General features: G+C 71.4%; 21 protein-coding genes. 10 read left to right on the top strand and 11 right to left on the bottom strand.

The window, feature by feature from the left end:
- The first annotated feature begins 26 nt into the window (after nucleotides 1–26).
- Complete coding sequence (locus D7193_RS01060) at nucleotides 27–1,583, top strand: MFS transporter (RefSeq protein ID WP_120777505.1); 1,557 nt, start codon at nucleotides 27–29, stop codon at nucleotides 1,581–1,583.
- A gap of 99 nt (nucleotides 1,584–1,682) precedes the next feature.
- On the opposite strand, the gene D7193_RS01055 is transcribed toward D7193_RS01060, so the two are convergent.
- Both D7193_RS01055 and D7193_RS01050 read right to left on the bottom strand, forming a co-directional pair.
- Nucleotides 1,683–2,186, bottom strand: a complete 504-nt coding sequence (locus D7193_RS01055) for a hypothetical protein (protein ID WP_120777504.1) — start codon at nucleotides 2,184–2,186, stop codon at nucleotides 1,683–1,685.
- Nucleotides 2,187–2,259: 73 nt separating this feature from the next.
- Nucleotides 2,260–3,891: a RecQ family ATP-dependent DNA helicase gene (locus tag D7193_RS01050; RefSeq protein WP_120779155.1), complete on the bottom strand. Its 1,632-nt coding sequence runs from the start codon at nucleotides 3,889–3,891 to the stop codon at nucleotides 2,260–2,262.
- 130 nt (nucleotides 3,892–4,021) lie between these two features.
- On the opposite strand from D7193_RS01050, the gene D7193_RS34015 reads away from it, so the two are divergent.
- Together D7193_RS34015 and D7193_RS01040 are read left to right on the top strand one after the other, a co-directional pair.
- A complete protein-coding gene (locus tag D7193_RS34015) occupies nucleotides 4,022–4,849 on the top strand; it encodes a class I SAM-dependent methyltransferase (RefSeq protein ID WP_120777503.1) in 828 nt (275 codons plus the stop codon).
- Nucleotides 4,850–4,872: 23 nt separating this feature from the next.
- Nucleotides 4,873–5,511 (top strand): TetR/AcrR family transcriptional regulator, encoded by a 639-nt coding sequence (locus tag D7193_RS01040; RefSeq protein ID WP_120777502.1) that lies wholly within the window; start codon nucleotides 4,873–4,875, stop codon nucleotides 5,509–5,511.
- Between the two features lie 43 nt (nucleotides 5,512–5,554).
- On the opposite strand, the gene D7193_RS01035 is transcribed toward D7193_RS01040, so the two are convergent.
- Together D7193_RS01035 and D7193_RS34505 are read right to left on the bottom strand one after the other, a co-directional pair.
- The gene (locus D7193_RS01035) at nucleotides 5,555–6,505 is read right to left on the bottom strand and encodes a TIGR03557 family F420-dependent LLM class oxidoreductase (protein WP_120777501.1); all 951 of its coding nucleotides are present in this window, start codon (nucleotides 6,503–6,505) and stop codon (nucleotides 5,555–5,557) included.
- 102 nt (nucleotides 6,506–6,607) lie between these two features.
- Nucleotides 6,608–6,733 (bottom strand): hypothetical protein, encoded by a 126-nt coding sequence (locus tag D7193_RS34505; RefSeq protein WP_277749887.1) that lies wholly within the window; start codon nucleotides 6,731–6,733, stop codon nucleotides 6,608–6,610.
- 218 nt (nucleotides 6,734–6,951) lie between these two features.
- Between D7193_RS34505 and D7193_RS01030 the strand changes: the two genes are divergently transcribed.
- The gene (locus D7193_RS01030) at nucleotides 6,952–8,439 is read left to right on the top strand and encodes a glycoside hydrolase family 3 protein (RefSeq protein WP_120777500.1); all 1,488 of its coding nucleotides are present in this window, start codon (nucleotides 6,952–6,954) and stop codon (nucleotides 8,437–8,439) included.
- 67 nt (nucleotides 8,440–8,506) lie between these two features.
- Here the strand turns inward: D7193_RS01030 and D7193_RS01025 are convergent, their stop codons facing one another.
- Nucleotides 8,507–8,797 (bottom strand): GNAT family N-acetyltransferase, encoded by a 291-nt coding sequence (locus D7193_RS01025; protein WP_120777499.1) that lies wholly within the window; start codon nucleotides 8,795–8,797, stop codon nucleotides 8,507–8,509.
- A gap of 11 nt (nucleotides 8,798–8,808) precedes the next feature.
- Nucleotides 8,809–10,020, bottom strand: a complete 1,212-nt coding sequence (locus D7193_RS01020) for a cysteine desulfurase-like protein (protein WP_120777498.1) — start codon at nucleotides 10,018–10,020, stop codon at nucleotides 8,809–8,811.
- Between the two features lie 61 nt (nucleotides 10,021–10,081).
- Here D7193_RS01020 and D7193_RS01015 point away from each other — a divergent pair, with 61 nt between their 5' ends.
- Nucleotides 10,082–10,447, top strand: a complete 366-nt coding sequence (locus D7193_RS01015; RefSeq protein ID WP_120777497.1) for a hypothetical protein — start codon at nucleotides 10,082–10,084, stop codon at nucleotides 10,445–10,447.
- Nucleotides 10,448–10,736: 289 nt separating this feature from the next.
- On the opposite strand, the gene D7193_RS34010 is transcribed toward D7193_RS01015, so the two are convergent.
- Both D7193_RS34010 and D7193_RS01005 read right to left on the bottom strand, forming a co-directional pair.
- A complete protein-coding gene (locus D7193_RS34010) occupies nucleotides 10,737–10,910 on the bottom strand; it encodes a hypothetical protein (protein WP_241562771.1) in 174 nt (57 codons plus the stop codon).
- Nucleotides 10,911–10,912: 2 nt separating this feature from the next.
- Nucleotides 10,913–11,512, bottom strand: coding sequence for a TetR/AcrR family transcriptional regulator (locus D7193_RS01005; protein ID WP_120777496.1), 600 nt, complete (start codon nucleotides 11,510–11,512; stop codon nucleotides 10,913–10,915).
- A 125-nt stretch (nucleotides 11,513–11,637) separates the two neighbouring features.
- Here D7193_RS01005 and D7193_RS01000 point away from each other — a divergent pair, with 125 nt between their 5' ends.
- Complete coding sequence (locus D7193_RS01000; protein ID WP_120777495.1) at nucleotides 11,638–12,030, top strand: ester cyclase; 393 nt, start codon at nucleotides 11,638–11,640, stop codon at nucleotides 12,028–12,030.
- A gap of 154 nt (nucleotides 12,031–12,184) precedes the next feature.
- Here the strand turns inward: D7193_RS01000 and D7193_RS00995 are convergent, their stop codons facing one another.
- Complete coding sequence (locus tag D7193_RS00995; protein ID WP_120777494.1) at nucleotides 12,185–15,439, bottom strand: S8 family serine peptidase; 3,255 nt, start codon at nucleotides 15,437–15,439, stop codon at nucleotides 12,185–12,187.
- Nucleotides 15,440–15,701: 262 nt separating this feature from the next.
- Nucleotides 15,702–16,547, bottom strand: a complete 846-nt coding sequence (locus D7193_RS00990; protein ID WP_206611834.1) for an SDR family NAD(P)-dependent oxidoreductase — start codon at nucleotides 16,545–16,547, stop codon at nucleotides 15,702–15,704.
- Between the two features lie 98 nt (nucleotides 16,548–16,645).
- Between D7193_RS00990 and D7193_RS00985 the strand changes: the two genes are divergently transcribed.
- Entirely contained in the window at nucleotides 16,646–17,230 is a 585-nt protein-coding gene (locus D7193_RS00985; RefSeq protein ID WP_206611833.1) for a TetR family transcriptional regulator, read from the top strand.
- A gap of 412 nt (nucleotides 17,231–17,642) precedes the next feature.
- Here D7193_RS00985 and D7193_RS33150 read toward each other — a convergent pair whose 3' ends face one another.
- On the bottom strand, nucleotides 17,643–18,380 hold the full coding sequence (locus tag D7193_RS33150) for a hypothetical protein (protein WP_158674750.1): 738 nt from the start codon (nucleotides 18,378–18,380) through the stop codon (nucleotides 17,643–17,645).
- A gap of 566 nt (nucleotides 18,381–18,946) precedes the next feature.
- On the opposite strand from D7193_RS33150, the gene D7193_RS34785 reads away from it, so the two are divergent.
- The 3 genes from D7193_RS34785 to D7193_RS00970 all read left to right on the top strand — a co-directional run bounded on the left by D7193_RS34785 (nucleotide 18,947) and on the right by D7193_RS00970 (nucleotide 21,507).
- A complete protein-coding gene (locus D7193_RS34785; RefSeq protein ID WP_421930404.1) occupies nucleotides 18,947–19,240 on the top strand; it encodes a DUF5979 domain-containing protein in 294 nt (97 codons plus the stop codon).
- Between the two features lie 170 nt (nucleotides 19,241–19,410).
- A complete protein-coding gene (locus D7193_RS00975) occupies nucleotides 19,411–20,232 on the top strand; it encodes a DUF1206 domain-containing protein (RefSeq protein WP_120777491.1) in 822 nt (273 codons plus the stop codon).
- Nucleotides 20,233–20,310: 78 nt separating this feature from the next.
- Entirely contained in the window at nucleotides 20,311–21,507 is a 1,197-nt protein-coding gene (locus tag D7193_RS00970; protein ID WP_120777490.1) for a mechanosensitive ion channel family protein, read from the top strand.
- The last annotated feature ends 47 nt before the right edge of the window (nucleotides 21,508–21,554 follow it).

Here is a 21,554-nt window from a genome sequence, read left to right as displayed (position 1 = left end):
TACGACATACGCAGAAGGAGTCTCCCATGACCTCGATCCCGCGCGCCGGACGCCGGGAGTGGATCGGGTTCGGCGTGCTGATGCTGCCCCTGCTCCTCGTCTCCATGGACGTCTCGGTGCTCTACTTCGCCGTTCCGTTCATCAGCGCAGAACTCCGACCCACCGGCACCGAACAGCTCTGGATCTTCGACATCTACGGCTTCGTGCTGGCCGGGCTGCTCATCACGATGGGCGCGCTGGGTGACCGGATCGGCCGGCGCCGGCTGCTGCTCTGCGGTGCTGTCGCGTTCGGTGCGGCGTCACTGCTCGCGGCGTACGCCGACAGCGCCGGCACCCTCATCGCGGCCCGGGCGGTGCTCGGCGTCGGCGGCGCCACTCTCATGCCGTCGACCCTCGCGCTGATCCGGAACATGTTCCACGACGAGAAGCAGCGCGGCACCGCCATCGCCATCTGGACCGCCACCCTGACCGGCGGCATCGCGATCGGGCCGGTGCTCAGCGGCATCCTGCTGGAGCACTTCTGGTGGGGGTCGATCTTCCTCATCAACCTCCCGGCGATGGTGCTGCTGCTCCTGCTCGCGCCGGTGCTGGTGCCGGAGTTCCGCAACCCGGCGGCCGGCCGGTTCGACGTGCTCAGCTCGGTGCTCTCGCTGGCCGCGCTGCTACCGGTGATCTACGGCGTGAAGGAGCTGGCCCGCGAAGGCTGGGCGGGCGGTCCGGCCCTGAGCATCGTCGTCGGGCTGCTGGTCGCGGTGGTCTTCGTGCGCCGCCAGCGCCGTGTCGCGTACCCGATGGTCGACCTCGCCCTGCTCCGCCGCCGCGCGGTCGGCGGGGCGCTCGGGATCAACCTGGTGGCCATGTTCGCCATGGTGGGCTTCGCCATCTTCACCACCCAGCACCTCCAGTCGGTGCTCGGGTTCAGCCCGCTGCGTGCGGCGCTGTGGAGCCTCGTGCCGTCCGTGGTGGTGGGTGGGATCGCGCCGGTCGCGGCGGCGCTCGCCCGGCGGATCGACCGGGCGTACCTCATCGGTGCCGGATTCGTCCTGGCGGCCGCCGGCTTCGTGGTGCTGACCCGGGTGCCGGTCGACGACGGGCTGGTCACCCTGCTGGTCGGCGCCACCGTCTACGCCGCCGGGCTGGTGGCGGTGATGTCGCTGGTCACCGAGCTGGTGCTCGGCGCCGCGCCGCCGGAGCGCGCCGGTGTGGCCTCGGCGCTCACCGAGTCCAGCAGCGAACTCGGGGGCGCGCTCGGCATGGCGGTGCTGGGCAGCGTGGGCAACGCCGTCTACCGGCGCGAGGTGGTCGACGGCCTGCCGGGCGGGCTGCCCGCCGACGCGGGCGCCGCCGCCCGGGAAACCCTGGCCGGTGCGCTGTCGGTCGCCGCCGACCTGCCCGGGGGTGTGGCCGCGGCCGTACGGCACGCCGCCGTGGCGGCGTTCACCGACGGGCTGCACCTGGCCGCCGCCACCGCCGGGGTGCTGATGCTGCTAGCCGGCATCCTCACGGTGGCCACCCTCCGAGGAACCCGCACCACCGAAACCCCAACCTCAACCCCGGACCCGGAGCTGACCCCGACCCCGTGACCTCCGCCCCCTTTTTCCGCGATCTTGCACTTTCGGCCCCTGAGATGCGGCATGTGTCCTGTATGTCAGGGCAGAAAGTGCAAGATCGCGGGGGGGGGGTCAGTCGTTCAGGACCTGGGAGAGGCGGTCGCGGAAGCGGCGCTCGGAGTCGCTCACCACGTCGCCGCCGAGCCCGAGCACGCCGCCGCTGGACGCGGCGCCCACCACCTGCTCGGCGATCTCCACGAGCCAGTGCCGGTACGCGCCGGCCTCGCCCTCGTCGACCCGCACGGCGAGCAGGGCCGCGGCCTCGGCGGCACGCGCGAGCACGTCGTCGATCAGCGCCTTCGGATCGGTGGGGGAGATGACCGGCAGCTCCTCGCCCGCCTCCGGGTCACCCACCCGCGACACGATCTCCCCGGCCACCGCGGCCACGAGCGGGCTGGCCGACTCCCGGCCCGCGGCGATGGTCTCCAGACCGGCCGCGTTCTCGGCCATGGTGCGCCGGGTGCCGTCGGACTCGGCGGCGCTCGCCGCGGTCAGTACCGCCTGCGGCAGCCCGACCAGCAGCCCCCACTCCCCGTCGGAGAAACCGAACCCGGTGTACGCCGGCTGTTCGATCACGGCAACGCCCCTTCCGCCTGTCTGTCCACGCGAATCCGTCGGCGCGCGCCGAGCGGGCGGCGCCCGGCTCAGGCTAGTCCAGTGCCAGCAGGCCCTGTTCGGACACCACACGCACCGACAGCGTCTTGTACCCCACCTCGTCGAACAGAACCGTCATGCGGTCCTCCTCGTAGCTCAGCACCAGACCCGGCCCCCACTCGGGGTGGCGGACCTGACTGTGGACGGGAAACGGCCCGACCGCGCCGTCGTCGGCGGTGCTCGTGCCCGCGTGGCAGTTGTCGCAGTGCCCGCAGACCTCGGTCATCTGCTCGCCGAAGTACGCCAGCAGCGCCTGCCCGCGGCAGCCCGTCGTCTCCGCGAACGCGCGCATCATGTCGGTACGGGACCGGGTGAGCGTCTGCTGCCGTTCGGCCTCGGCGAGGGCCGCCGTGGCCGCGTCCACCGGTTTCGGTGCGTACCGGGGCGCGCCGATCCGCCCCCGGCTCCGGGGCTCGGCGGCGCCGACCTGCTCCAACAGGGACACGTACTGGCCGAGCTTGCGCGGGCCGAGCCCGGTCAGCTCCCGCAGCTGCGTCCTCGTGCGCGGCTCCTTGCGTAGCAGGGCGGCCAGGTCCCGCAGCTCGGTGGTGTCGGGCAGCCCGCCGCTGAAGAAGCGTTGCAGGCCGACGTCCTCGGCCTGCCAGAGCAGCAGCACCCGGGCGGGTTCGCCGTCACGGCCGGCGCGGCCGATCTCCTGGAAGTAGCTGTCCGGTGAGTCGGGCAGCGCCATGTGCACCACCCAGGCGATGTTCGGCTTGTCGATCCCCATCCCGAACGCCGAGGTGGCCACCATGATGGGCACCTGGTCGGCGAGGAACGCCTCGTGCAGCTCGCCGCGGGCGCCCATGGGCATCCCGCCGTGGTAGTACCGCGACGGGAAGCCGGCATCGGTGAGCCGCGCCGCCAGCTCCTCGGCGGCGCGCCGTGTCGGGACGTAGATGATGCCCGGCCGCTCGTCCTCCTGGAGCAGCGCGACGAGGCGCCGCCACCGGTAGTCCTCGGTGGGGCAGTACGCGACCTCGAGGAAGAGGTTCGGGCGGTCCAGCCCGGAGATCACCACCTCGGGGTCGCGCAGCCGCAGCCGCGCCACGATGTCGTCGCGGACGGGCGGGGACGCGGTGGCGGTCAGCGCCACCACCGGCGGCCGCCCGATGCCCTCGACGAGATGCCCGAGAGCCAGGTAGTCGGGGCGGAAGTCGTGGCCCCACGCCGAGATGCAGTGGGCCTCGTCGACGGCCACCAGCGCCGGCTTCAGCGAGCGGACCTCGGCCATCCGGTCCGGGTTGCTGAGCTGCTCCGGGGTGATGAAGAGGAACTCGGCCCGCCCGGCCCGGATCTCCTCGATCGCCTCGGCCCGCTGCGCGGGGCTCTCGTGTGAGCTGATGCGGACCGCGCGCAGCTCGGGCCGCTGGCGTTCGTTGAGGGCCGCGATCTGGTCCTGCTGGAGCGCGAGCAGCGGCGAGACCACCACGGTCGGTCCGGGGATCAGGCTGGCTGGGATCTGGTAGATCGCCGACTTCCCGGCGCCGGTGGGGAGGACCACCAGGGCGTCGCGTCGCTTCATGACCGCTCGCATGGCGGCCAGTTGGTTGGGCCGGAGGGCGTTCCAGCCGAAGAGGCTGCGGGCCGCGCGGCGCAACGTCGTCGAGTTCCGGGTGAGTTTCATCGAGGGCCGGAGGTACCCGAGCTGATCAGCGGCGAAACCGGGACGGGTGGTACGGGACGCGTTGACAGCCGGGATCGCTCCGGTCACTATGAACGCACGTTCATGAACAAGCGTTCACAAGGGGGCGGCGATGATCGTCAACGACCGGCAGGCGCAGGCGTGGAACGGCTACGAGGGGCGGCACTGGGCCGAGCACCACGACCGCTACGACGCGGTCAACGCGGGGTTCAACGCCGTGCTGCTGCGGCACGTACGCCCCGGTGACCGGGTCCTGGACGTGGGCTGCGGCACCGGGCAGCTGACCCGGCTGGCCGCCGGCCTTTGCCGGGAAGCGGTCGGCATCGACCTCTCCGCCCCGATGCTCGAACGGGCCCGGGCCACCGCCGAGGCCGACGGGGTGTCCAACGTTCGGTTCGTACGCGGCGACGCGCAGGTCCACCCATTCCCCGCGGCCACGTTCGACGTGGCGCTGAGCCGCTTCGGCGTGATGTTCTTCGCCGACCCGGTCGCCGCCTTCACGACCGTCGGCGCCGCGCTGCGGCCCGGCGGGCGGCTCGCGTTCGTCTGCCTGGACGACCCCCGCCGCGGCGACCTCGGGCCGGTGCTCGGCACGCTCGTCCCGCACCTTCCGCCGACGGACGGTGACGGCACCGGCGTGGCCGAGCCGCTGTCCCTCGCCGACCCGGACGTGACCCGCCGGGTGCTCACGGCGGCGGGCTTCACCGACGTCGACTGCGTCCCCGTGGAGGCGCCCCAGGTCTGGGGCCGCGACGCCGAGGACGCCGCCGGGTTCCTGTTCGCCTGGGGCCCGGTCCAGCACCAGGCACGGAACCTCGCCCCGGCCGCCGCGGCGCGGGCGCGCGCCGCGCTGGTGGACGCGCTGCGCCCCCACGAGCGGCCCGACGCCGTACGCCTGCGCGGCACCGCCTGGCTGGTCACCGCACGCCGTCCGGACTGAGACGTCCTGTCTACGATCCGGTTGTGTCACCGAGGAGAGCGGCGGCGGTACGCGACGGCGACCGGAGCCTGCGGGAGCACCTGATCGCCACCGCCGAGCGACTGATCGCCGAGCGCGGCACGGGCGGCCTCACCGTGCGCGAGATCGCCCGTGCCGCTGGAGTCGCCGACGGGGTGCTCTACAACCACTTCGCCGACAAGGAGGAGCTGCTCGCGTACGCCCTGCACGCGCACGTGCGCGCGGCGGAGGCGGCGGCGGGCGGCCCGCCACCGGAGGCCGGCAGCGGCACCGTCGAGGCCAACCTGCGCGCGTACCTGACCCGTTCCGTCGCGCTGCACGCGGCGATCCTGCCGGCCTTCGCCGGCCTGCTGCACCAGCCGGCGGTGCTCGCGCGCCTGGCCGACCTGCCGGGCTCCGTGTCGGGCCGGCAGGTGGTGCGTGCCGCGCTCACCGACTACCTCCGCGCGGAGCAGAGGCTGGGCCGCGTGGCCCGGCGCGCCCGGGTCGACGCCGCCGTGACACTGCTCATCGGCGTCAGCCACGACCTCGTGCTCACCCACCTGCTCGACCCGGCGGCGCCCGCGCCGGCCGGACTGTCCGAGCGGGACGTGAGCGACCTGGTCGCCACCGTGTGGCGGGGCATCGCCCCGACCGGCGGCTGACGCCGGCCGGGGCCCTGCGCGCGGCGACGCCCGGGCGTCGAGGTCAGCGGAAGCGGGGCAGGATCTCGCGTTCGTAGAGGTCGAACAGGCCCTGGTGGTGGGGGCCGGTGTTGGCCACGTAGACCTCGTCGAACCCGGCCTTGGCGTACTGCTCGATCATCTCCACGTGCGCCTCGGCGCTGTTGCCGCAGACGAACGACTCCTTCATCATCTCCGGCTTCACGAGCTGGGCGGCCTGCTCGAAGTGCCGGGGCGACGGGAGCACCTGGGACAGCTCGCCGGGCACGCCCGAGTTCGGCCACCGCTCGTACGCGATCCGCATCCCCTCGTCCTCGCTGTCGGCGTACGCCGCCTTGAACCCGGCCTGGCACGGCTTGTCACCGCCGCCGCCCTCCCGGAATCGGCGGACGAGGTCGGCGTCGGGCATGGTGCTGATGTAGCCGTCGCCGAGCCGGGCCGCGAGGTCCACGGCCTTCGGTCCGAAGCCGGAGACGTAGATCGGCGGCGGGGTGTCCGGCAGGGTGTAGATGCGGGCGTGCTCCACCGTGTAGTGCTTTCCGTGGTGGTTGACGAAGTCGCCGCGCCACAGCTCGCGCAGCACCTCGATCGCCTCCTCCAGCATCTCCAGGCGCACGTCGGCCTGCGGCCAGGCGTCGCCGAGGATGTGCTCGTTGAGCGCCTCGCCGCTGCCGACGCCGAGCACGAACCGACCGGAGTGCAGCACCGCGCTGGTCGCGGCCGCCTGGGCGATCACGGCCGGGTGGATCCGCACGGTCGGGCAGGTGACGGCGGTGGTGACGGGCAGCGCGCACACCTGGCTCAGCGCGCCGATGACCGACCAGACGAAGGGGCTCTGCCCCTGGGCGTCGACCCAGGGGTGGTAGTGGTCGGAGATCCAGAGCGCCTGGAAGCCGGCGCGCTCGGCGCCGCGCGCCTGCTCCAGCAGCTCGGCCGGCCCGTACTCCTCGGTGGACAGGAAGTAGCCGATCTTCATTCTTCCCCCTCGCGACGTCACCGGGTCAACGAGGGAAGCCGTACCCCGGCACCGGCGCTCGCACACCGGTGCCGCCGGGAGCCGGCTCGCGCGGGGCCCGGGTCAGCGGCGGCCGAACATGGCGCGGATCGCCGCGAGCAGCAGCAGGCCGCCCACCACGAGCCCGAGCAGGCGTACGCCGGGGATGTCGGCGGGGCTGGTCGCGTCGGCCAGAAGCGCGGGATCCATGCCCGCACTCTGCCCACCGCGGCCCCCCGCCGGCAACTGTAAGGTTTATTGACTATTTGATCGCGTGGTGTGACCATGGCAGCACCGCCCGCCCGGGGCGGGCCGCCAGGCGCGGGGAAGTGGGGGTACGGGGGCCGCATGAGCGAGCGCAGCGAGCGGACGGTCGGGCACGGCGGGCGAACGCCGGGCACGGGCGCCGAGCGGCGGGAGACGTCGGCATGAGCGTGCCCGGGGGTCACCTGGCGGCGCTCGCGGCCGCCGTCCTGCAACCCGGGTTCGTCGGCACCACGCCGCCGCCCTGGGTCTGCCGCTGGCTCGGCGACGGGCTCGGCTCCGTGGTGCTCTTCGCCCGCAACGTGGTCGACGACGCCCAGGTGGCCGCCCTCACCGCGGCGCTGCGCGCCGAGCGGCCCGACGTCATCGTGGCCATCGACGAGGAGGCCGGCGACGTCACCCGGGTCGAGTCGGGCCGGGGCAGCTCCCGCCCGGGCAACTTCGCCCTCGGAGCCGTCGACGACCCGGAGCTGACCGAGGAGGTGGCCCGGGATCTCGGCGCCGACCTCGCGAGCCTCGGCGTCACCCTGAACTACGCGCCGGACGCCGACGTGAACTCCAACCCGGCCAACCCGGTGATCGGCGTGCGGTCCTTCGGCGCGGATCCCGCGCTGGTGGCCCGGCACACCGCGGCCTGGGTCCGCGGGCTCCAGGCCGGTGGCGTCGCCGCCTGCGCGAAGCACTTTCCCGGGCACGGCGACACCCGGGTCGACTCGCACCACGACCTGCCGGTCATCACCGGCGACCGGGACGCGCTCGACGCCACCGAGCTGGCGCCGTTCCGTGCCGCCGTGGCGGCCGGCGCGCAGGCGGTGATGACCGGCCACCTGCTGGTCCCGGCGCTCGACCCGGAGCTGCCCGCCACCCTGAGCCCGCGCATCCTGGGCGGGCTGCTCCGCGACGAGCTGGGCTTCTCCGGTGTGGTGGTGACCGACGCGGTGGAGATGCGGGCGGTCGCCGACCGGTACGGCTTCGCGGGCACCGCGGTCCGGGCGCTCGCCGCCGGGGCCGACGCGATCTGCATCGGTGGCGAGCGCGCCGACGAGGAGTCGGCACGCGAACTGCGCGACGCCATCGTGGCCGCCGTGGTCGCCGGGGACCTGCCGGAGGAACGGCTCGCCGAGGCCGCCAAGCGCGTCGGCCAACTGGCCGCGTGGACGGCCGCCGCCCGCAGCGCCGGCCCGACCCGGCGCGGCCTGCCGGCCGACGCCTCGCCGGTCGGGATGGCCGCCGCCCGGCGCGCGCTGCGCGTCACCGGCCAGGGCGTCCTGCCGCTGACCCGGCCGGCGTACGTGGTGGAGTTCGAACCGCCGCGCAACATCGCCATCGGGGCGGAGACCCCGTGGGGCGTGGGCGCCCCGCTCGCCGCGCTGCTGCCCGGCACGACCACCCGCCGGTACGCGGAGCCCGACGTGCCGGCCGACCCGGCCGCCGGCGCCGACGGCCGGCCGGTGGTGCTGGTCGTCCGCGACCTGCACCGGCACGGCTGGATGCGCGACGCCGTGACCCGGGCGCTGGCCGCCCACCCGGACGCGGTCGTGGTCGAACTCGGGGTGCCCGAGCTGGTCACCGGCGCGGTGCACGTCGCGACGCACGGCGCGACCCGCGCCGCGGGACGCGCCGCCGCCGAGCTGCTGACCGGCGCCCGCTGACCCGCCGCGGGCCGGTCCGCCGCTGGCCCTGACCCGCCGCTGGCCCTGACCCGCCGCGCCCGGCGGGTCAGGGCTGGTCGGTGACCAGGGCCGAGTACTCGGGGTGGCGGTCGATGAAGCCGGCCATGAAACGGCACTGCGGCACCACCCGGCCGCCCCGCTCGCGCACCTGGTCGAGCGTCCGGCGGATCAGCTCGGCACCCACGCCCATGTTCTGGAACCGCGGGTCGACCTCGGTGTGCGTGAAGACCAGCACCTCACCCTGGGGCTGCTCGTACGCGGCGAACCCCGCCAGCGCGTCGTCGACGAGGATCTCGAACCGGCGCTTGGCGGGATTGTCCTCGACCAGGCTGCTCACCCGGTCATTGTCTACCCGGCGGCCACCAGCCGGTCGAGTTCGGCGAGCAACCGGTCGACCTCGTCCGCCGTGTTGTAGTGGTAGACGCTGGCCCGCACCGCGCCACCGGTGTCCCGCAGCCCCATGGCCGTGAAGTACTCGTAGGCGTAGTAGTCGCCGGCGGAGAGGCAGAAGCCGGCCGCGCCGAGCGCCGCCTGGGTCTGCGCCGGGGACATCCCGGCCACCCGGAACGAGACCGTCGGCCAGCGCCGGGCAGGGGAGCCGTAGACGGTGACGGCGTCGCGCGGCGCGAGCCCGGTGAGCAGCCGGTCGAGAAGGGCCTCCTCGTGCGCCTGCGCGGCGGTCAGGCCGGCGCGCAGCCGCGCCCGCCGGTCACCGGTCGCCGCCGGGTCCAGCCCCGCCAGGTGGTCCACGGCGGCCGCCACCCCGGCGAGCAGCGGGAAGCTCGGCGTGCCGTACTCGAAGCGCTCCGGCACCGCGTCCGACGACGGGATGAGCTTCGCCGGGCGCAGCGTCTCCCACCACCCCGGGTCACCCACCATGGCGGCCAGGTGCGGCCCGGACCACTTGTACGCGCTGGTCACGAGCACGTCCGCGCCGAGCGAGGCCAGGTCGGTCGGCGCGTGCGGCACCGCGTGCACCCCGTCCACGCACACCAGCGCGCCGGCGGCGTGCGCGATCTTCGCGATCGCCGGCACGTCGGGAACGGTGCCGATGGCGTTGCTGCCCCCGGTCACCGCCACCAGGCGGGTGCGCTCGCTCACCAGGTCGGCGTACTGGTCGGCGGGCAGCTCGCCGGTGGCCCGGTCGAACTCGGCCCACCGCACCGTCGCCCCGGCCGCCTCGGCGGCCTGCACCCAGGGCCGCACGTTCGCGTCGTGGTCGAGGCGGGAGAGCACCACCTCGTCGCCCGGACGCCAGCCCGCGCCGAGCGTACGGGCGAGCGTGTAGAGCAGCGCGGTCGCGCTCGGCCCGAGCACCACACCGGCCGGGTCCCCGCCGACCAGGTCGGCCACCGCCGAGCGGGCCTGCGCCACCAGCTCCAGCGACCGCTGGCCCGGGCGGAACGCCGTGCTGCGGTTGCCGGACGCGGCCCGCATGGCGCCCGCGACCGCGTCGATCACCGGCGCGGCGGTCTGGGTGCCTCCGGCACCGTCGAAGTGGACGAAACCCTCGGCCAGGGCGGGGTAGCCGGCCCGGACCCGGTTGATGTCGAACGGCATGCCGCGACCCTACCGCCGTCGCCGGACTGCCCCGTGGCGGGCGTCTCGTACCCTTGTCCAGGTGACGAACCGACCCGGTAACTCCCCGCTGACCCCCACCCGCCGCGCCGCCGGCGTGCTGGCCGGCCTGGCGCTCGGCGTCGCCCTGCTGGCCGGTTGCAGTTCCGAGGGCGCCTCCACCGACTGCGGCATCAACGCCTGCACGGTCACCTTCGAGCGCGGTGTCGACGCCAACGCGAGCATCCTCGGCGTCGAGGCCAAGCTGGTCGGCGTGCAGGGCGACCAGGTGACCATCGAGGTCGCCGGCGAGCAGCTCACCCTGACCACGGGCCAGCAGGCCGCCGAGGTGGGCGGGTTCGCGGTCACCCTCGACAGCGTCACCGACCAGCAGGTCAAGGTGCAGGTGTCGGCCAACGCCGAGGGCTGACCGCACCGCCACGCCAATACGGGTACGCGTGCGCCTGCTGCTGTGCCCGACGCGGCGAGGCCGGCGCCGAGCAGCACCCGGCCGTCTGCAGGTAACCCGACGCCTTGGGGTCGACGCGGTGCAGCTCGGCGCGGACGGCCGCGACCTCGGCGTCCGAGGCCGGTGCTGAAGACCAAAGACAACACCACGCAGTTGATCTAGGCCGGTACCTGGGTGGTTGCCGCACGGTGGAGAGCTGCCGAGGAGCGACTTCGCCGTTTCCCTCGATCGCGGTACGCGGGATGCAGGATCAGCATCGGTGCCGCCGGTGGTGCTCGTCGTTCTCGGCGGTGATGCGGGCGGAGATCTCCTCGCCGAGCCGGACGTAGATTCCGAGGGTGGCGAGGTGCTGGCCTTTGAGTGCGAGGGCGACGGTGAGCGAGTCATCGTCGATGACCTTCGGGCGGCCGCTGTGGGACCGCATCGTCAGGCCGGTGGCCAGTTCCGCAAAGCTGCGTCGGCCACCTGTTGCAGGTCCTCGCATGTCGCGCCTCCGGCTGCCTGTACGGCCACGCCGTTCGCGATCGTCATGACGTAGCGGGCGATCTTCTCCGGGTCAGCGCTGGCGGGCAGGTCGCCCACCTGGACGGCCCGCCGGAACCGGTCGCGGAGCAGCGCTTCGCCGTGGGCACGCCACTCGGCCAGGGTGTCGCGGGCGACTCGTCCGGTTTCGCCGGCGGCCAGTGCGCCCTGGACACCGAGGCAGCCGGCGGGGAGTCCGGGCAGTGTGTTGGCACGGGCTGCGCCAGCGAGGAAGGCCATGGCGACCTCGCGGGCGGTGGGTGCCTGCAGCGCCTCGGCGATGTAGGCACCGGGCCCTTCCGCGTAGCGCTGCAACGCCTTGCGGAACAGATCCTCCTTGTTGCCGTAGGCCGCGTACAGGCTCTTACGGGAGATACCCATGGCCTCGGTCAGGTCGGTGAGGCTGGCACCTTCGTAACCCTGCGCCCAGAAGACCATCATCGCCTTCTCGAGCGCCGCCTCGGCGTCGAACGCCCGTGGGCGGCCGATCTGTGACGTGCTCATTGCCACATCCTACAGCTTCGACACCGATCGGTGCCGAAGTGATACGGTCGTATTCTGCACCGATCGGTGCAGAAGTTTGGCCAGCTCATAGCCGCTCTTCGCGGCCTAGGGGGAAGAGGAACACCATGACCGAGAGTGATCTGCGTGACTGGTACATGCGCTACGCCGAGGCGCTCAACGCCCACGAGTTCGACCGCATGGACGAGTTCATCAACGACCAGGTGCTGCTCGGCGGCCAGCCCGGCACCCGCGACGACGTCGTCACGGTCCTGAAGGGGATCGCCGACGCCGTTCCGGACATTAACTGGGAGGTCGACGAACTGCTGATCGACCGGGACGGCATCGCCGTCCGCGCCATCAACACCGGCACCCCGGTGAAGGAGTGGCTCGGTGTCCCAGCCTCCGGCGCCTCTTTCAAGATTGTCGAGTACGCCATCTACAAGGTCCGTGACGGCCGATTCGTCCAGATGACGAACCTGCACGACTCGGCCGAGCTGCTCCGGCAGCTGACCGCCTGACCGTGCGCCGCTCTCCTCGGCCCTCGCCTGCAGCCACGGGAATCTCTCAGCCACCGGCCGATCGGACCGAGGAAGCGGCTGACCGTCTGGCGCCTGGAGCCCTGGCGTGGGGGTCGGGCAGATCCCTGCCCGACCCCCGCAGGCGTTGACACCGTTACTTGAGCTCGTACGCCCGATGGACGGTGGTGGTGACCGTGTTGCCCTTGCTGTCCGCAGCGGTCGCCCGTAGTGAAACGAACCCGGTCTTGTCCTTCGGCTGCCGCACCTCCGCGGTGTACTTCCCGTTCTTCTCCGTGGTCGGGACCGACACCCAGGTGGTGCCGTCGTCGTACGACACCGACACCTCCGCTGACGTCACCCGGCCCGCCGTCGCCTGCTGAGCGAACGTCAGCGGGATGGTCAGCTTGGTCCCGGCCTGGCTGCTGTTGTCCAGCGCCAGTTCGGGCTGGAACCCGATCGAGGTGAGCGGTAGCTCACCCTCCTGGTCGGCCGACGTCGTGAAGGTCCATACCGACTCCAACCGCCGGGACAGCCGGTACGGGTCAGGCAGGTCGAACGAGTACCGCATCTGGTAGGTGGTTGCCTCGGCGGCCACCTCCCAGTTGCCGAAGGTGCCGAAAACGCCGGTGAATTCGCCCAGCAGGGCATCCCCCTGGTACAGACCAAGGCGGTTGCCGGTCATCGTGTGCAGCCAACCGATGTGGCCGTCGCTGTCGACGTAGCCGCTGAAGTTTGCCCAGATGCCGTTGCCCTGCCGCACCACGGCCTGGTTGCCGGTGCTGACCGGGGCGAGGGTGGTGTTCAGCGCCGCGCCGTTCCAGCGCTCGTGGTAGCGGCGGCCTGGCTGGTAGTCCGGGTCCTGCTTCTGCGCCAGGTCGAGGATCCACAGGTCGTCCGCGATGGTCTTCTCGACGATTCCTGACCGCCACGGTACGTCGCCGCTGTAGTACTCGGTGCGGTGGGCCGGCGTCGACACCGGCGGCAGCTGGCTGCTGGCCGGGTAGTCGCCGGGGATGGACGGCTCGGGCATGTTGTTGGTGCGCCACGCGGCCACGCCGGTCGCGTTTTGCGCGTAGTCGACGTCCACCGTGGCCAGTTCCCGCCGCGGCACGTGCTTGGTCAGGCCGTTGATGAAGGAGCCCTCGGTACGCCAACCGATCTGGTAGACGTCCGGCGCGTTGCTCTTCTTCGCTGGCGCCTGGAATACCGCCTGGACCTGGGTGATCACGCCAGGCAGGCCGGTCGGGCCTTCGTCGGCGGTGAGGATGGTGGCGGGATCGCCGGAGAGCCCCTCGTACGTCGGGTACCCGTCGGCCGCGCGGTTGACCACTGCTGAAGCGTCGTATGCGCTCGCCGTGCGGTCCGGGACGGTGATGTCCAGCGGCCGCGCGTTGCGGGCGTCGAACACCAACTCCCGGTCCGCGGTCACCACGACCTTGTTGTTGGTCAGCAGCGCGGTCGTGCCGTCATCGTTCAGCACGTACGCCGCGACGTGCCACGTGGTGTTCAGCGGCACCCGCAGCGTGTTGCTCGCCGTGTAGAACGTGTGGAATTCGTAGATCGCCGGGTCGGGGTTGGAAAGGTTGACCATCACCGTGCCGGGCGCACCGCCGTCCCTGCCGATGACGGAGATCTTCAGAGTCGCCGCTGGCTGCTCGAGATAGACGCTCCACGGGGTCTGCAGCGTGGCACCACCACCGGTGGCCACCAGCCGTCCGCTGTAGAAGCCGTAGGCGCTGGCCACTCTTTCGTCGGCGATGACCTCGACGCTCGCGTCGCCTCGGGCCGGAACGGTCAGCGTCTGCGCGCTCAGCGTCAGCAGCCCGTCCGGTGCGTTGCCGGCCAGTGCCAGATCAAGGGTCACCGGCTGGTCGCCGCGATTGTGGTAGGTCATCGTCCGCGCGCTGGGGGCCTCAGTATGCGGCCACTCGAGCGCTCCGATGCTCAGCGCGGCGGGGCTGACAGTGAGCGGCTGGCTCAGCGCCCGGCCCACGTTCAGGAAGCCGGCGCCCTGGGCGAACACGTCGTACTGCGGGTTCGGTATGGCGCTGGCCATCAGCGCCTCCTTGACCTGCGTACCCCTCCAGTCCGGGTGCGACTGGGCCAGCATGGCGGCAGCGCCCGCCACATGCGGTGTGGCCATGGAGGTGCCACTCATCGTCACGTACTGCCCCGCAGGCAGGTGGTCCAGGGCGCCGGGCGACCGGGCCGCAGTGATGTCGGTGCCCGGCGCCCCGATCTCCGGCTTGACGCCGTAGTCACCGATCCGCGGGCCGTGCAGCGAGCCCCAGCCCAGCTCGCCGGTCTTGTCGAAGTTCGCCACCGAGAGCGCCGCGTCCGCGGTGGACGGCGAGCCGACCTGGAAGGTGGAGCCGCCCCAGTTGCCCGCGGCACAGACAAACAACGTGCCGTACTCAGCCGACAGCTCGTTGATCGCCTGCTCAAGCGGGTCGACGCCCAGCTCGTCCGGCCCGCTCAAGCTCATGTTGACCACCTTGGCGCCCGACTCGGCCGCCCACTGCATTCCCTCCAAGATCGCCGAGTCCGAGCACATGCCCGCGCCCTGCACGTTCCAGCACACCTTGCCGTCGATCAGCGACGCGCCCGGCGCCATCCCTTTGTACTTGCCGCCCGACGCCGCGCCGCTACCCGCGATGGTCGACGACACGTGCGTGCCGTGCCCGTTCAGGTCCAGGCCGGTCTCATGCTCGGCGACGAAGTTGTTCCGCGCGATCACCTTGCCGGCGAGGTCCGGGTGGGTGTCGTCGATGCCGGTGTCGAGCACCGCGACCGTCACCCCGGTGCCGTCGTAGCCGGCCGCCCACGCTCCGGGCGCACCGGTCATCGGCACGCTCACGTCCAGCGCAGACTTCCGGACCCCGTCGAGCCAGATCTTGCCCTTGGTCAGCGACGTCCGAGTGGTCTGCCAGGTCTTCGCCAGATCGGCGATCGGCACCTTCGTGGCAAAGCCGTCCACGGCCTCCAACTCCGGTCCGGCGGCCAGTCCGCGTACGGCAATCGCGTCGGAGACCACCAGCGGCAGGTGGTCCAGCGTGTCGAAGTCGAATTCCAGCAGCGCGGTGACGTTGAACAGCCGCTCGTCCAACCGGTCCGCCTTCAACAGCGGGATGGCGTCGGACGGGACGATGTAGTCAGCCTTGTCCCGCCGGAAGCGCGCGAAGTGGACGCCTGCTCGCGGAGTGACGGACAGCTGTGTGCCGTTGACGGTGACCTGGTCGCCAGTGAACAGGGTCACCTTCCGCGTGGGCTCCAGCCCGGCGGCGCCGGGCACCGGCGCGCTCGCCGGGGCCGCAGCCAGGGGCTGGGCGGCGGCGTGGCTCGGTGCGATGAGCAGCGTCGCGAGCGTGACGCCAAGTGTGCCGTACGCCAGTAGTCGGCGTTGTCGCATAGGGATCGTCTCCAGTCCAACGCGCTGATCTTGAACCGTCTGATTGTGTTCATCAGCGCGTTTCACTGCGATACCGCGCGCGTTTCCACAGCCGGACCGGTCACCAGGACGGATGGAGATCACGCAGCTCAGCGGACGATCTCCAGATGCGTATGTGATCAATGTCGCATCGGATCCGCACCTTGTCGCCCGAGTTCTGCCTGTCGTTCTGCCGACGTGGCGGGCGGTGCTCGCCCCCCCCCGGGAGCGGCCGTCACGCGTGTCAGCTGGCTAGCTTTTCGCAGAGTGTCCAGATGGCGTCGCGGTTGCGTTGGTCGAGCACGGCGGTGGGCCATGGGGTGCGCTGGCATTTGCTGTTGATGTAGGTGCCGTGCAGGTCGGCGGCGTGAGGGCTCGATGCCAGGTAGATGCTGGACCGGGAGGCCTTGACCAGGGCGCGTTGTCCGTAGAGGACCGGCATCAGCAGCCGTAGCAGCGGCACGATCGGGCGCGCTGCGGGTGGGTACGCGTCGATCGTGAGGCTCTGGTTCATCGACGTGTACGCGTGTCCGGGATACGCCACGTTGAGGTTTACTCCGCTGCCGCGTAGGCGCTCGGCGAATGTGTAGCTCATCGCCATCAGCGCCAGCTTCGTCTGGTTGTAGAACGACAGCCCGACATACGACCGTTCGCCTTGCAGGTTGTCCAGGTCGATCCGGCCGCGTGGGACGCCGCCGGTGATGTTGACAACTCGGGCCGGCGTCGCGCGGGTCAGTGCCGGCAGCAACCGGTGGATCAGGATGTACGGCGCGAGCACGTTCGCGGCGAAGGCGGTCTCGACGCCGTCCTCGGTCAGTTCCCGCCGCGCCATGGTCACGCCCGCGTTGTTGATCAGCACGTCGAGGGTCCCGTGACGGTCCTTTACCTGGTCGGCCAAGTGGTGCAGGTCCCGTCGATGGGTTACGTCCGCGGTCAGCGAGTCCACCTGGTCGTTGCCGGTGTCGCGGCGCAGTTCCTCGACGGCCTTCCGCGCCCGACCGGGGTCGCGTCCGACCACCAGGACGCGGGCGCCGAGGCGGGCCAGCCCTCGGGCGGTCTGCTTGCCGATTCCGCCGGTGCCGCCGGTCACCAGGACCGTCTTGCCACGCAATGGTTCCGTCATGGCCGCCACTGTACGACACCAGGTGACATGTTTGTCATCTGGTGTTGTGAAGTAGCCTTGGGTGCGTGGCGGGGTTGCGGGAGCGTACGCGGCGGGCGGTGCGAGCCGAGCTCGCCGACATAGCGCTGCGGCTGTTCGCCGAGCGAGGCTTCGACCAGACCACCGTCGACGAGATCGCCCAAACCGCCGGGCTGACCAAGCGAAGCTTCTTTCGCTACTTCCCGGCCAAGGAGGACGCGGTCTTCGCCGCCGTCGACGTCACCGGCGAGCAGGTCGTCGACGACATCCACGCCCGTCCCGGCGACGAGGACCCGTGGCACTCGCTGCACCAGGTGCTGCGCCGGTGGCAGCAGCAGATCCACGCGTCCGAGCAGGCTCTGGCCAGCGTTCGCCTGATCGAGTCGACACCGTCACTGCGCGCACGCCTGCACGAAAAACGCGCGCACTGGCGGCAGCAGGTCAGCGACGCGCTACGCGATCGACCCGACGCGGGGCTCGACGCGTTCACCGCGGACCTGCTGACCAACGCCGCCACCGCTGCCCTGGACACCGTCTCGCATGAATGGCTGCGCTCCGACGGCACCGCCGACCGGGCAGCGTTACTGGACCGCGCCTTCACCCTCATACGACCGGCGCTGCCGGCCCGTTGAGGCGTGGGTCATTGGGAGAGGTTCTGATCCGTCGAGGGTCTCCCGGCTGATCGGGGAGCAGCTTCGGCACGGCGCGCCAGCGCGAGGGCGGACGACGCTGGTGGCGGTGCGTGGACCGGAGAGATCGCCGACAATGTCGCCGGGGTCCGGAGGCGGGGCCAGCACCACCGTGGACCCGGTGAGCTTCCCCCGGTTTCCCAGACACCTGAGCTGAGGCGACACGGGTCGCCGAGGGAGGGGTCCGGACGCCCGCAATACACCCGCCGGAAAACTCACGCAATGCGCCCGTCGCAGGCCAGCCAGGAGGCGCCCATTGTCAGTTTTGCGCGTCCTGCGAGGCTCCTTCTCGGTTAAACCGACAAAGCTAGCCAAGTCTCCCGGAGATACGTCAACAGACTACGACTGCTCGAATTTATTCGATGAGCACCTTCACGGAGTCGGCTAGCCCGTCGTTTCGGTTGATGCCGACGAAGAATTCGCTCCCCACGTGGGTAACATCTTCGATTTCGTCGGTCAGGTTGTTCCCCGGAATTCCGATGTCGCTCTCCACATCGCCTCCAGACCAGTTGTACTGGTATACCCAGTTCCACCCGGTAGCGGGCGTTGAGGTGTTGATTGACTTGGTGTTCCAGATATAGTTCTCAGAGCAGTCGATGCCTTGGTCGGAACGATTATCGTGACTCGTCAGGTTGCTCTTCACCAGCGTCCATCCGCTCGTGAGCGCACCGGCGCCAGGATGGGTCCACAGGCTACCCAGCCGTCGGGCAGCATATTTGCCGGCTCCGCCGGCAGCCGTCGCGCTGTAGCAGAGGCCGCTGATATTGCCTATCGGTAGCCGCACTTCCCCGGTTGCGCCAAAAGATCCGTCGACGTTCAGGCGCACGATTGTCACCTTGTCGCTCGGAAACGCGGACTGGCTCCCCTGGGTGGCGATCAGTGCCGGGCCCTGGCCCAGATAGTTCGGATTGTAGGCGAGGTCGTTACCGTGGCCGAGTGTGGGAATGGAGGTGGGCGCCCCGGCGCAGACCCAGCTGGCGCCGTCCCAGGTCGAGCCGTCACGCAACCATCTGGACAGGACAGGCTCCGCGCCGGCTGCCTTGGTGAAAACGATGTAAAGCTGGCCGCCTGGACCTGCCACCATGCCTTGCATGACCGTGCGGCCCGCCTTGCACGCACTGCTGTTCGGGATGCTCAGCCGTTCCGCCCCGCTCCTGTCCGTAGCCGCGTGGGCGGACGCTGCCGGGGCAATAGCGATTCCAACTGAGAGTACGAGCACGGACGCGACGCTTGATAGTTTCTTCACTTCGGCGTCTCTCCTCCAGAGGTACGGCGAGAGCAGCATATCAGTCAATGCAACTTGTGGATCTTGCGTTGGTGCGACGGCGAGCCAGTGGTGACGAAAAGGTACCGGAAGTCTTCGACCTGAACATGCCCACTGGACGGGCGGTCGTCGTTGTCGCACCTCAGCGTGGAGTGACGAATGAACTCGAAGAGGAACGTGCGGCTGGACCGGGCGGGTGTCCAAGCCGGTGTGGTCGCCGCCGTGACAGCCGGCGCCCTCCTCCTGGCCTCCCCCGGGTACGCGCAACTTCGGGCAACACCCTCCGACCCGCGAGCCGGGCTCAACGTGGGCAATGGAGCACGTGCTCACCCTCCACGGTGGTGATCTCGCGCGGGACGACCATCAGCGGCACGATAACCAACGACTTCTGACGGATCGCGGTACAGACGGGCACCGTTCAGCTGGTCAAGCGAATCGACGCCACGCCGGTCTCACCGCCTGCGGACTTCACCGCCCGAATCGAATGCGACACTCCGTCCGACCAGACGGTGACGCTGCCCGCCTCGGGCGGACCGGCCGAAGCCGTCACCGTCACCGCGGGCTCGTTGTGCCAGGTCACGGAGGCGCCGCAGGCCGGCTGGACCGCCTCCTACTCCGTCAACGGTGGCCCGACCACGATGCTGCTCCTCGCCCGCAGGCCGAGAAGGCGTCGCCTTCTGAACGCGTGAGCGTAGAGACATTTCCCGGCAAATGCGCCTGCGACAAGTAGGCAGAATGCCATGTCGTCGACGACGAGTCTTGGCGGCGCCGCCTCGGTTAGTCAGACCCTGCTCGCGTCGGTGTCGGGAAGGTGGCGGCCGACGTTTGAGGATCACGGCGGGCGGAGATTGTGACCCGCATGTCACTGACCCACAGCGCCGGAGCCACCGCCTCCCGTACGGCTGACAGCCGCTGGTTGGAACTCCTCGCCCGGGCCGGGTTCATCGGCTACGGCATCGTGCACCTGCTCTTCGCCTGGTTGGCCCTGCAGATCGCGTTCGGAAACTCGTCCGACGACGGCGACCAGTCCGGAGCCCTCCGGACGCTCGCCGCCCAGCCGCTCGGCAAGGCGCTGGTCGTGGCGACCGCCGTGGGCCTGCTCGCCATGGCGATCTGGCAGGCGCTCGAGGCGGCCGTCGGGCACCGCGCGGAGCGCGGCCGGGAGCGCACCTGGGAACGCCTCGCCTCGCTCGGGCGGACCCTGGTCTACCTCTACTTCGCCTGGACCGCGTACAAGGTCTTCTCCGACGCCGGCTCGAACAGCGCCGACCAGCAGGAGGCGCTCACCGGCCGCGCCATGGAGTCCTCCGGTGGGCGGTGGCTCGTCGGTCTCGCCGGGCTCGTCCTCGCCGCGATCGGCGTCGGGCTGGTGATCTACGGGCTCGTCAAGCGTTTCGAGAAGCACCTGAAGACCGGGGAGATGAGCCCCGGCACCCACAAGCTCGCCCGTCGCCTGGGCATCGCCGGCTACGTGGCCAAGGGCGTCGCGTACGCCATCGCGGGCGTCCTGGTGATCGCGGCCGCGGTGACGTACGACCCGGAGAAGGCCCGTGGCCTGGACGGCGCGCTGCGGACGCTGCGTGAGCAGTCCTACGGCACCGTGCTGCTGACCCTCGTCGCGCTCGGCATCGCCGCCTTCGGGGTCTACTGCTTCCTCCAGTCCCGGTACCGCAAGGTCTGACCTGGTCGATACCGGTGACACCGGGCACCATGGGGCTTTTGCCCGAACCTGTGGTGCTCGTTCCGAGGGAGGACGTCCGTGCAGAACTACCTCGAAACGGTCGCCGCCGCGCTCGCCGCGGCGGCGACCGCCCTCTTCGTGGCCGCGGTGGTGCACCGCGTCAACCGCCGGCTCGGCCGCCGGTCGCGGGTGATGACGGAGCTGACCGAGCACGCCCACCACCCGTTCCAGGTGGCCGCCACCGTGCTGGCCGTGCAGTTCGCCGTCCGGTTCACCACCGGCTACGCGGTGGGCACCGGGTGGCGGCAGGCCCTGCTGCACCTCCTGCTGCTCGCGGTCATCGCGAGCGTCGCGTGGCTCGTCGCCGCGCTGCTGGTCGTGGTCGAGGACACCGCGCTCGCCCGGTTCCGGGTCGACGTGCCGGACAACCGGCACGCCCGGCGCGTCCGCACCCAGGTGGTGATGCTGCGCCGGCTGACCATCGCGGTCATCGTGATCCTGACCGTCGGCGTGATGCTCATGACCTTCCCGAGCGTGCGGGGCATCGGCGCCGGCGTGCTGACCAGCGCCGGTGTGGTCGCCGCGGTCGCCGCCCTGGCCGCGCAGAGCCTGCTCGGCAACGTCTTCGCGGGCCTGCAGCTGGCCTTCAGCGACGCCGTGCGGCTCGACGACGTGGTGGTCGTCGAGGGGGAGTGGGGGCGGATCGAGGAGCTGACCCTCAGCTACGTGGTGGTGCAGATCTGGGACGACCGGCGGCTCATCCTGCCCACCTCGTACTTCACCAGCAAGCCCTTCCAGAACTGGACGCGGACCGAGGCCGCGGTGCTCGGCACGGCCGAGTTCGACGTCGACTGGGCCGTCCCCGTGCAGGCGATGCGGGAGGAGCTGCGGCGCCTCGTGGAGAGCACCGACCTGTGGGACGGCCGGGTGTGCGTGCTCCAGGTGACCGACGCGACGGGCGGCACGGTCCGGATCCGCGCCCTGGTCAGCGCCGCCGACGCGGGCAGCCTCTGGGACCTGCGCTGCCTGGTCCGCGAGCACCTGGTCGCCTGGGTGCGCGACCAGCGTCCCACCGCGATGCCCCGGGTACGCACCGAACTGGGCGACGCCGGGAGCGACCTGCCCTGGCAGTGGGTGCAGCCGCGCCGCCCGGCCCGCCGGCTGGCCGACGGGGACGTGCCCGACGACGCCCGGCTCTTCGGCGGCAGCGACGACGGCGACGCCCGCAGCGAAGCGTTCGTCGGCCCCGACGAACCCGCGCCGTCCCGCCGCTGACGGCCGCGATCGGGCCGACCGCCGCCCGCGATCCGGCGTACCGGGAG

It is taken from the genome of Micromonospora costi (genome assembly GCF_003626655.1).
Classification (GTDB): Bacteria; Actinomycetota; Actinomycetes; order Mycobacteriales; family Micromonosporaceae; genus Micromonospora; species Micromonospora costi.
This window is presented reverse-complemented; position numbering and strand designations above follow the sequence as displayed.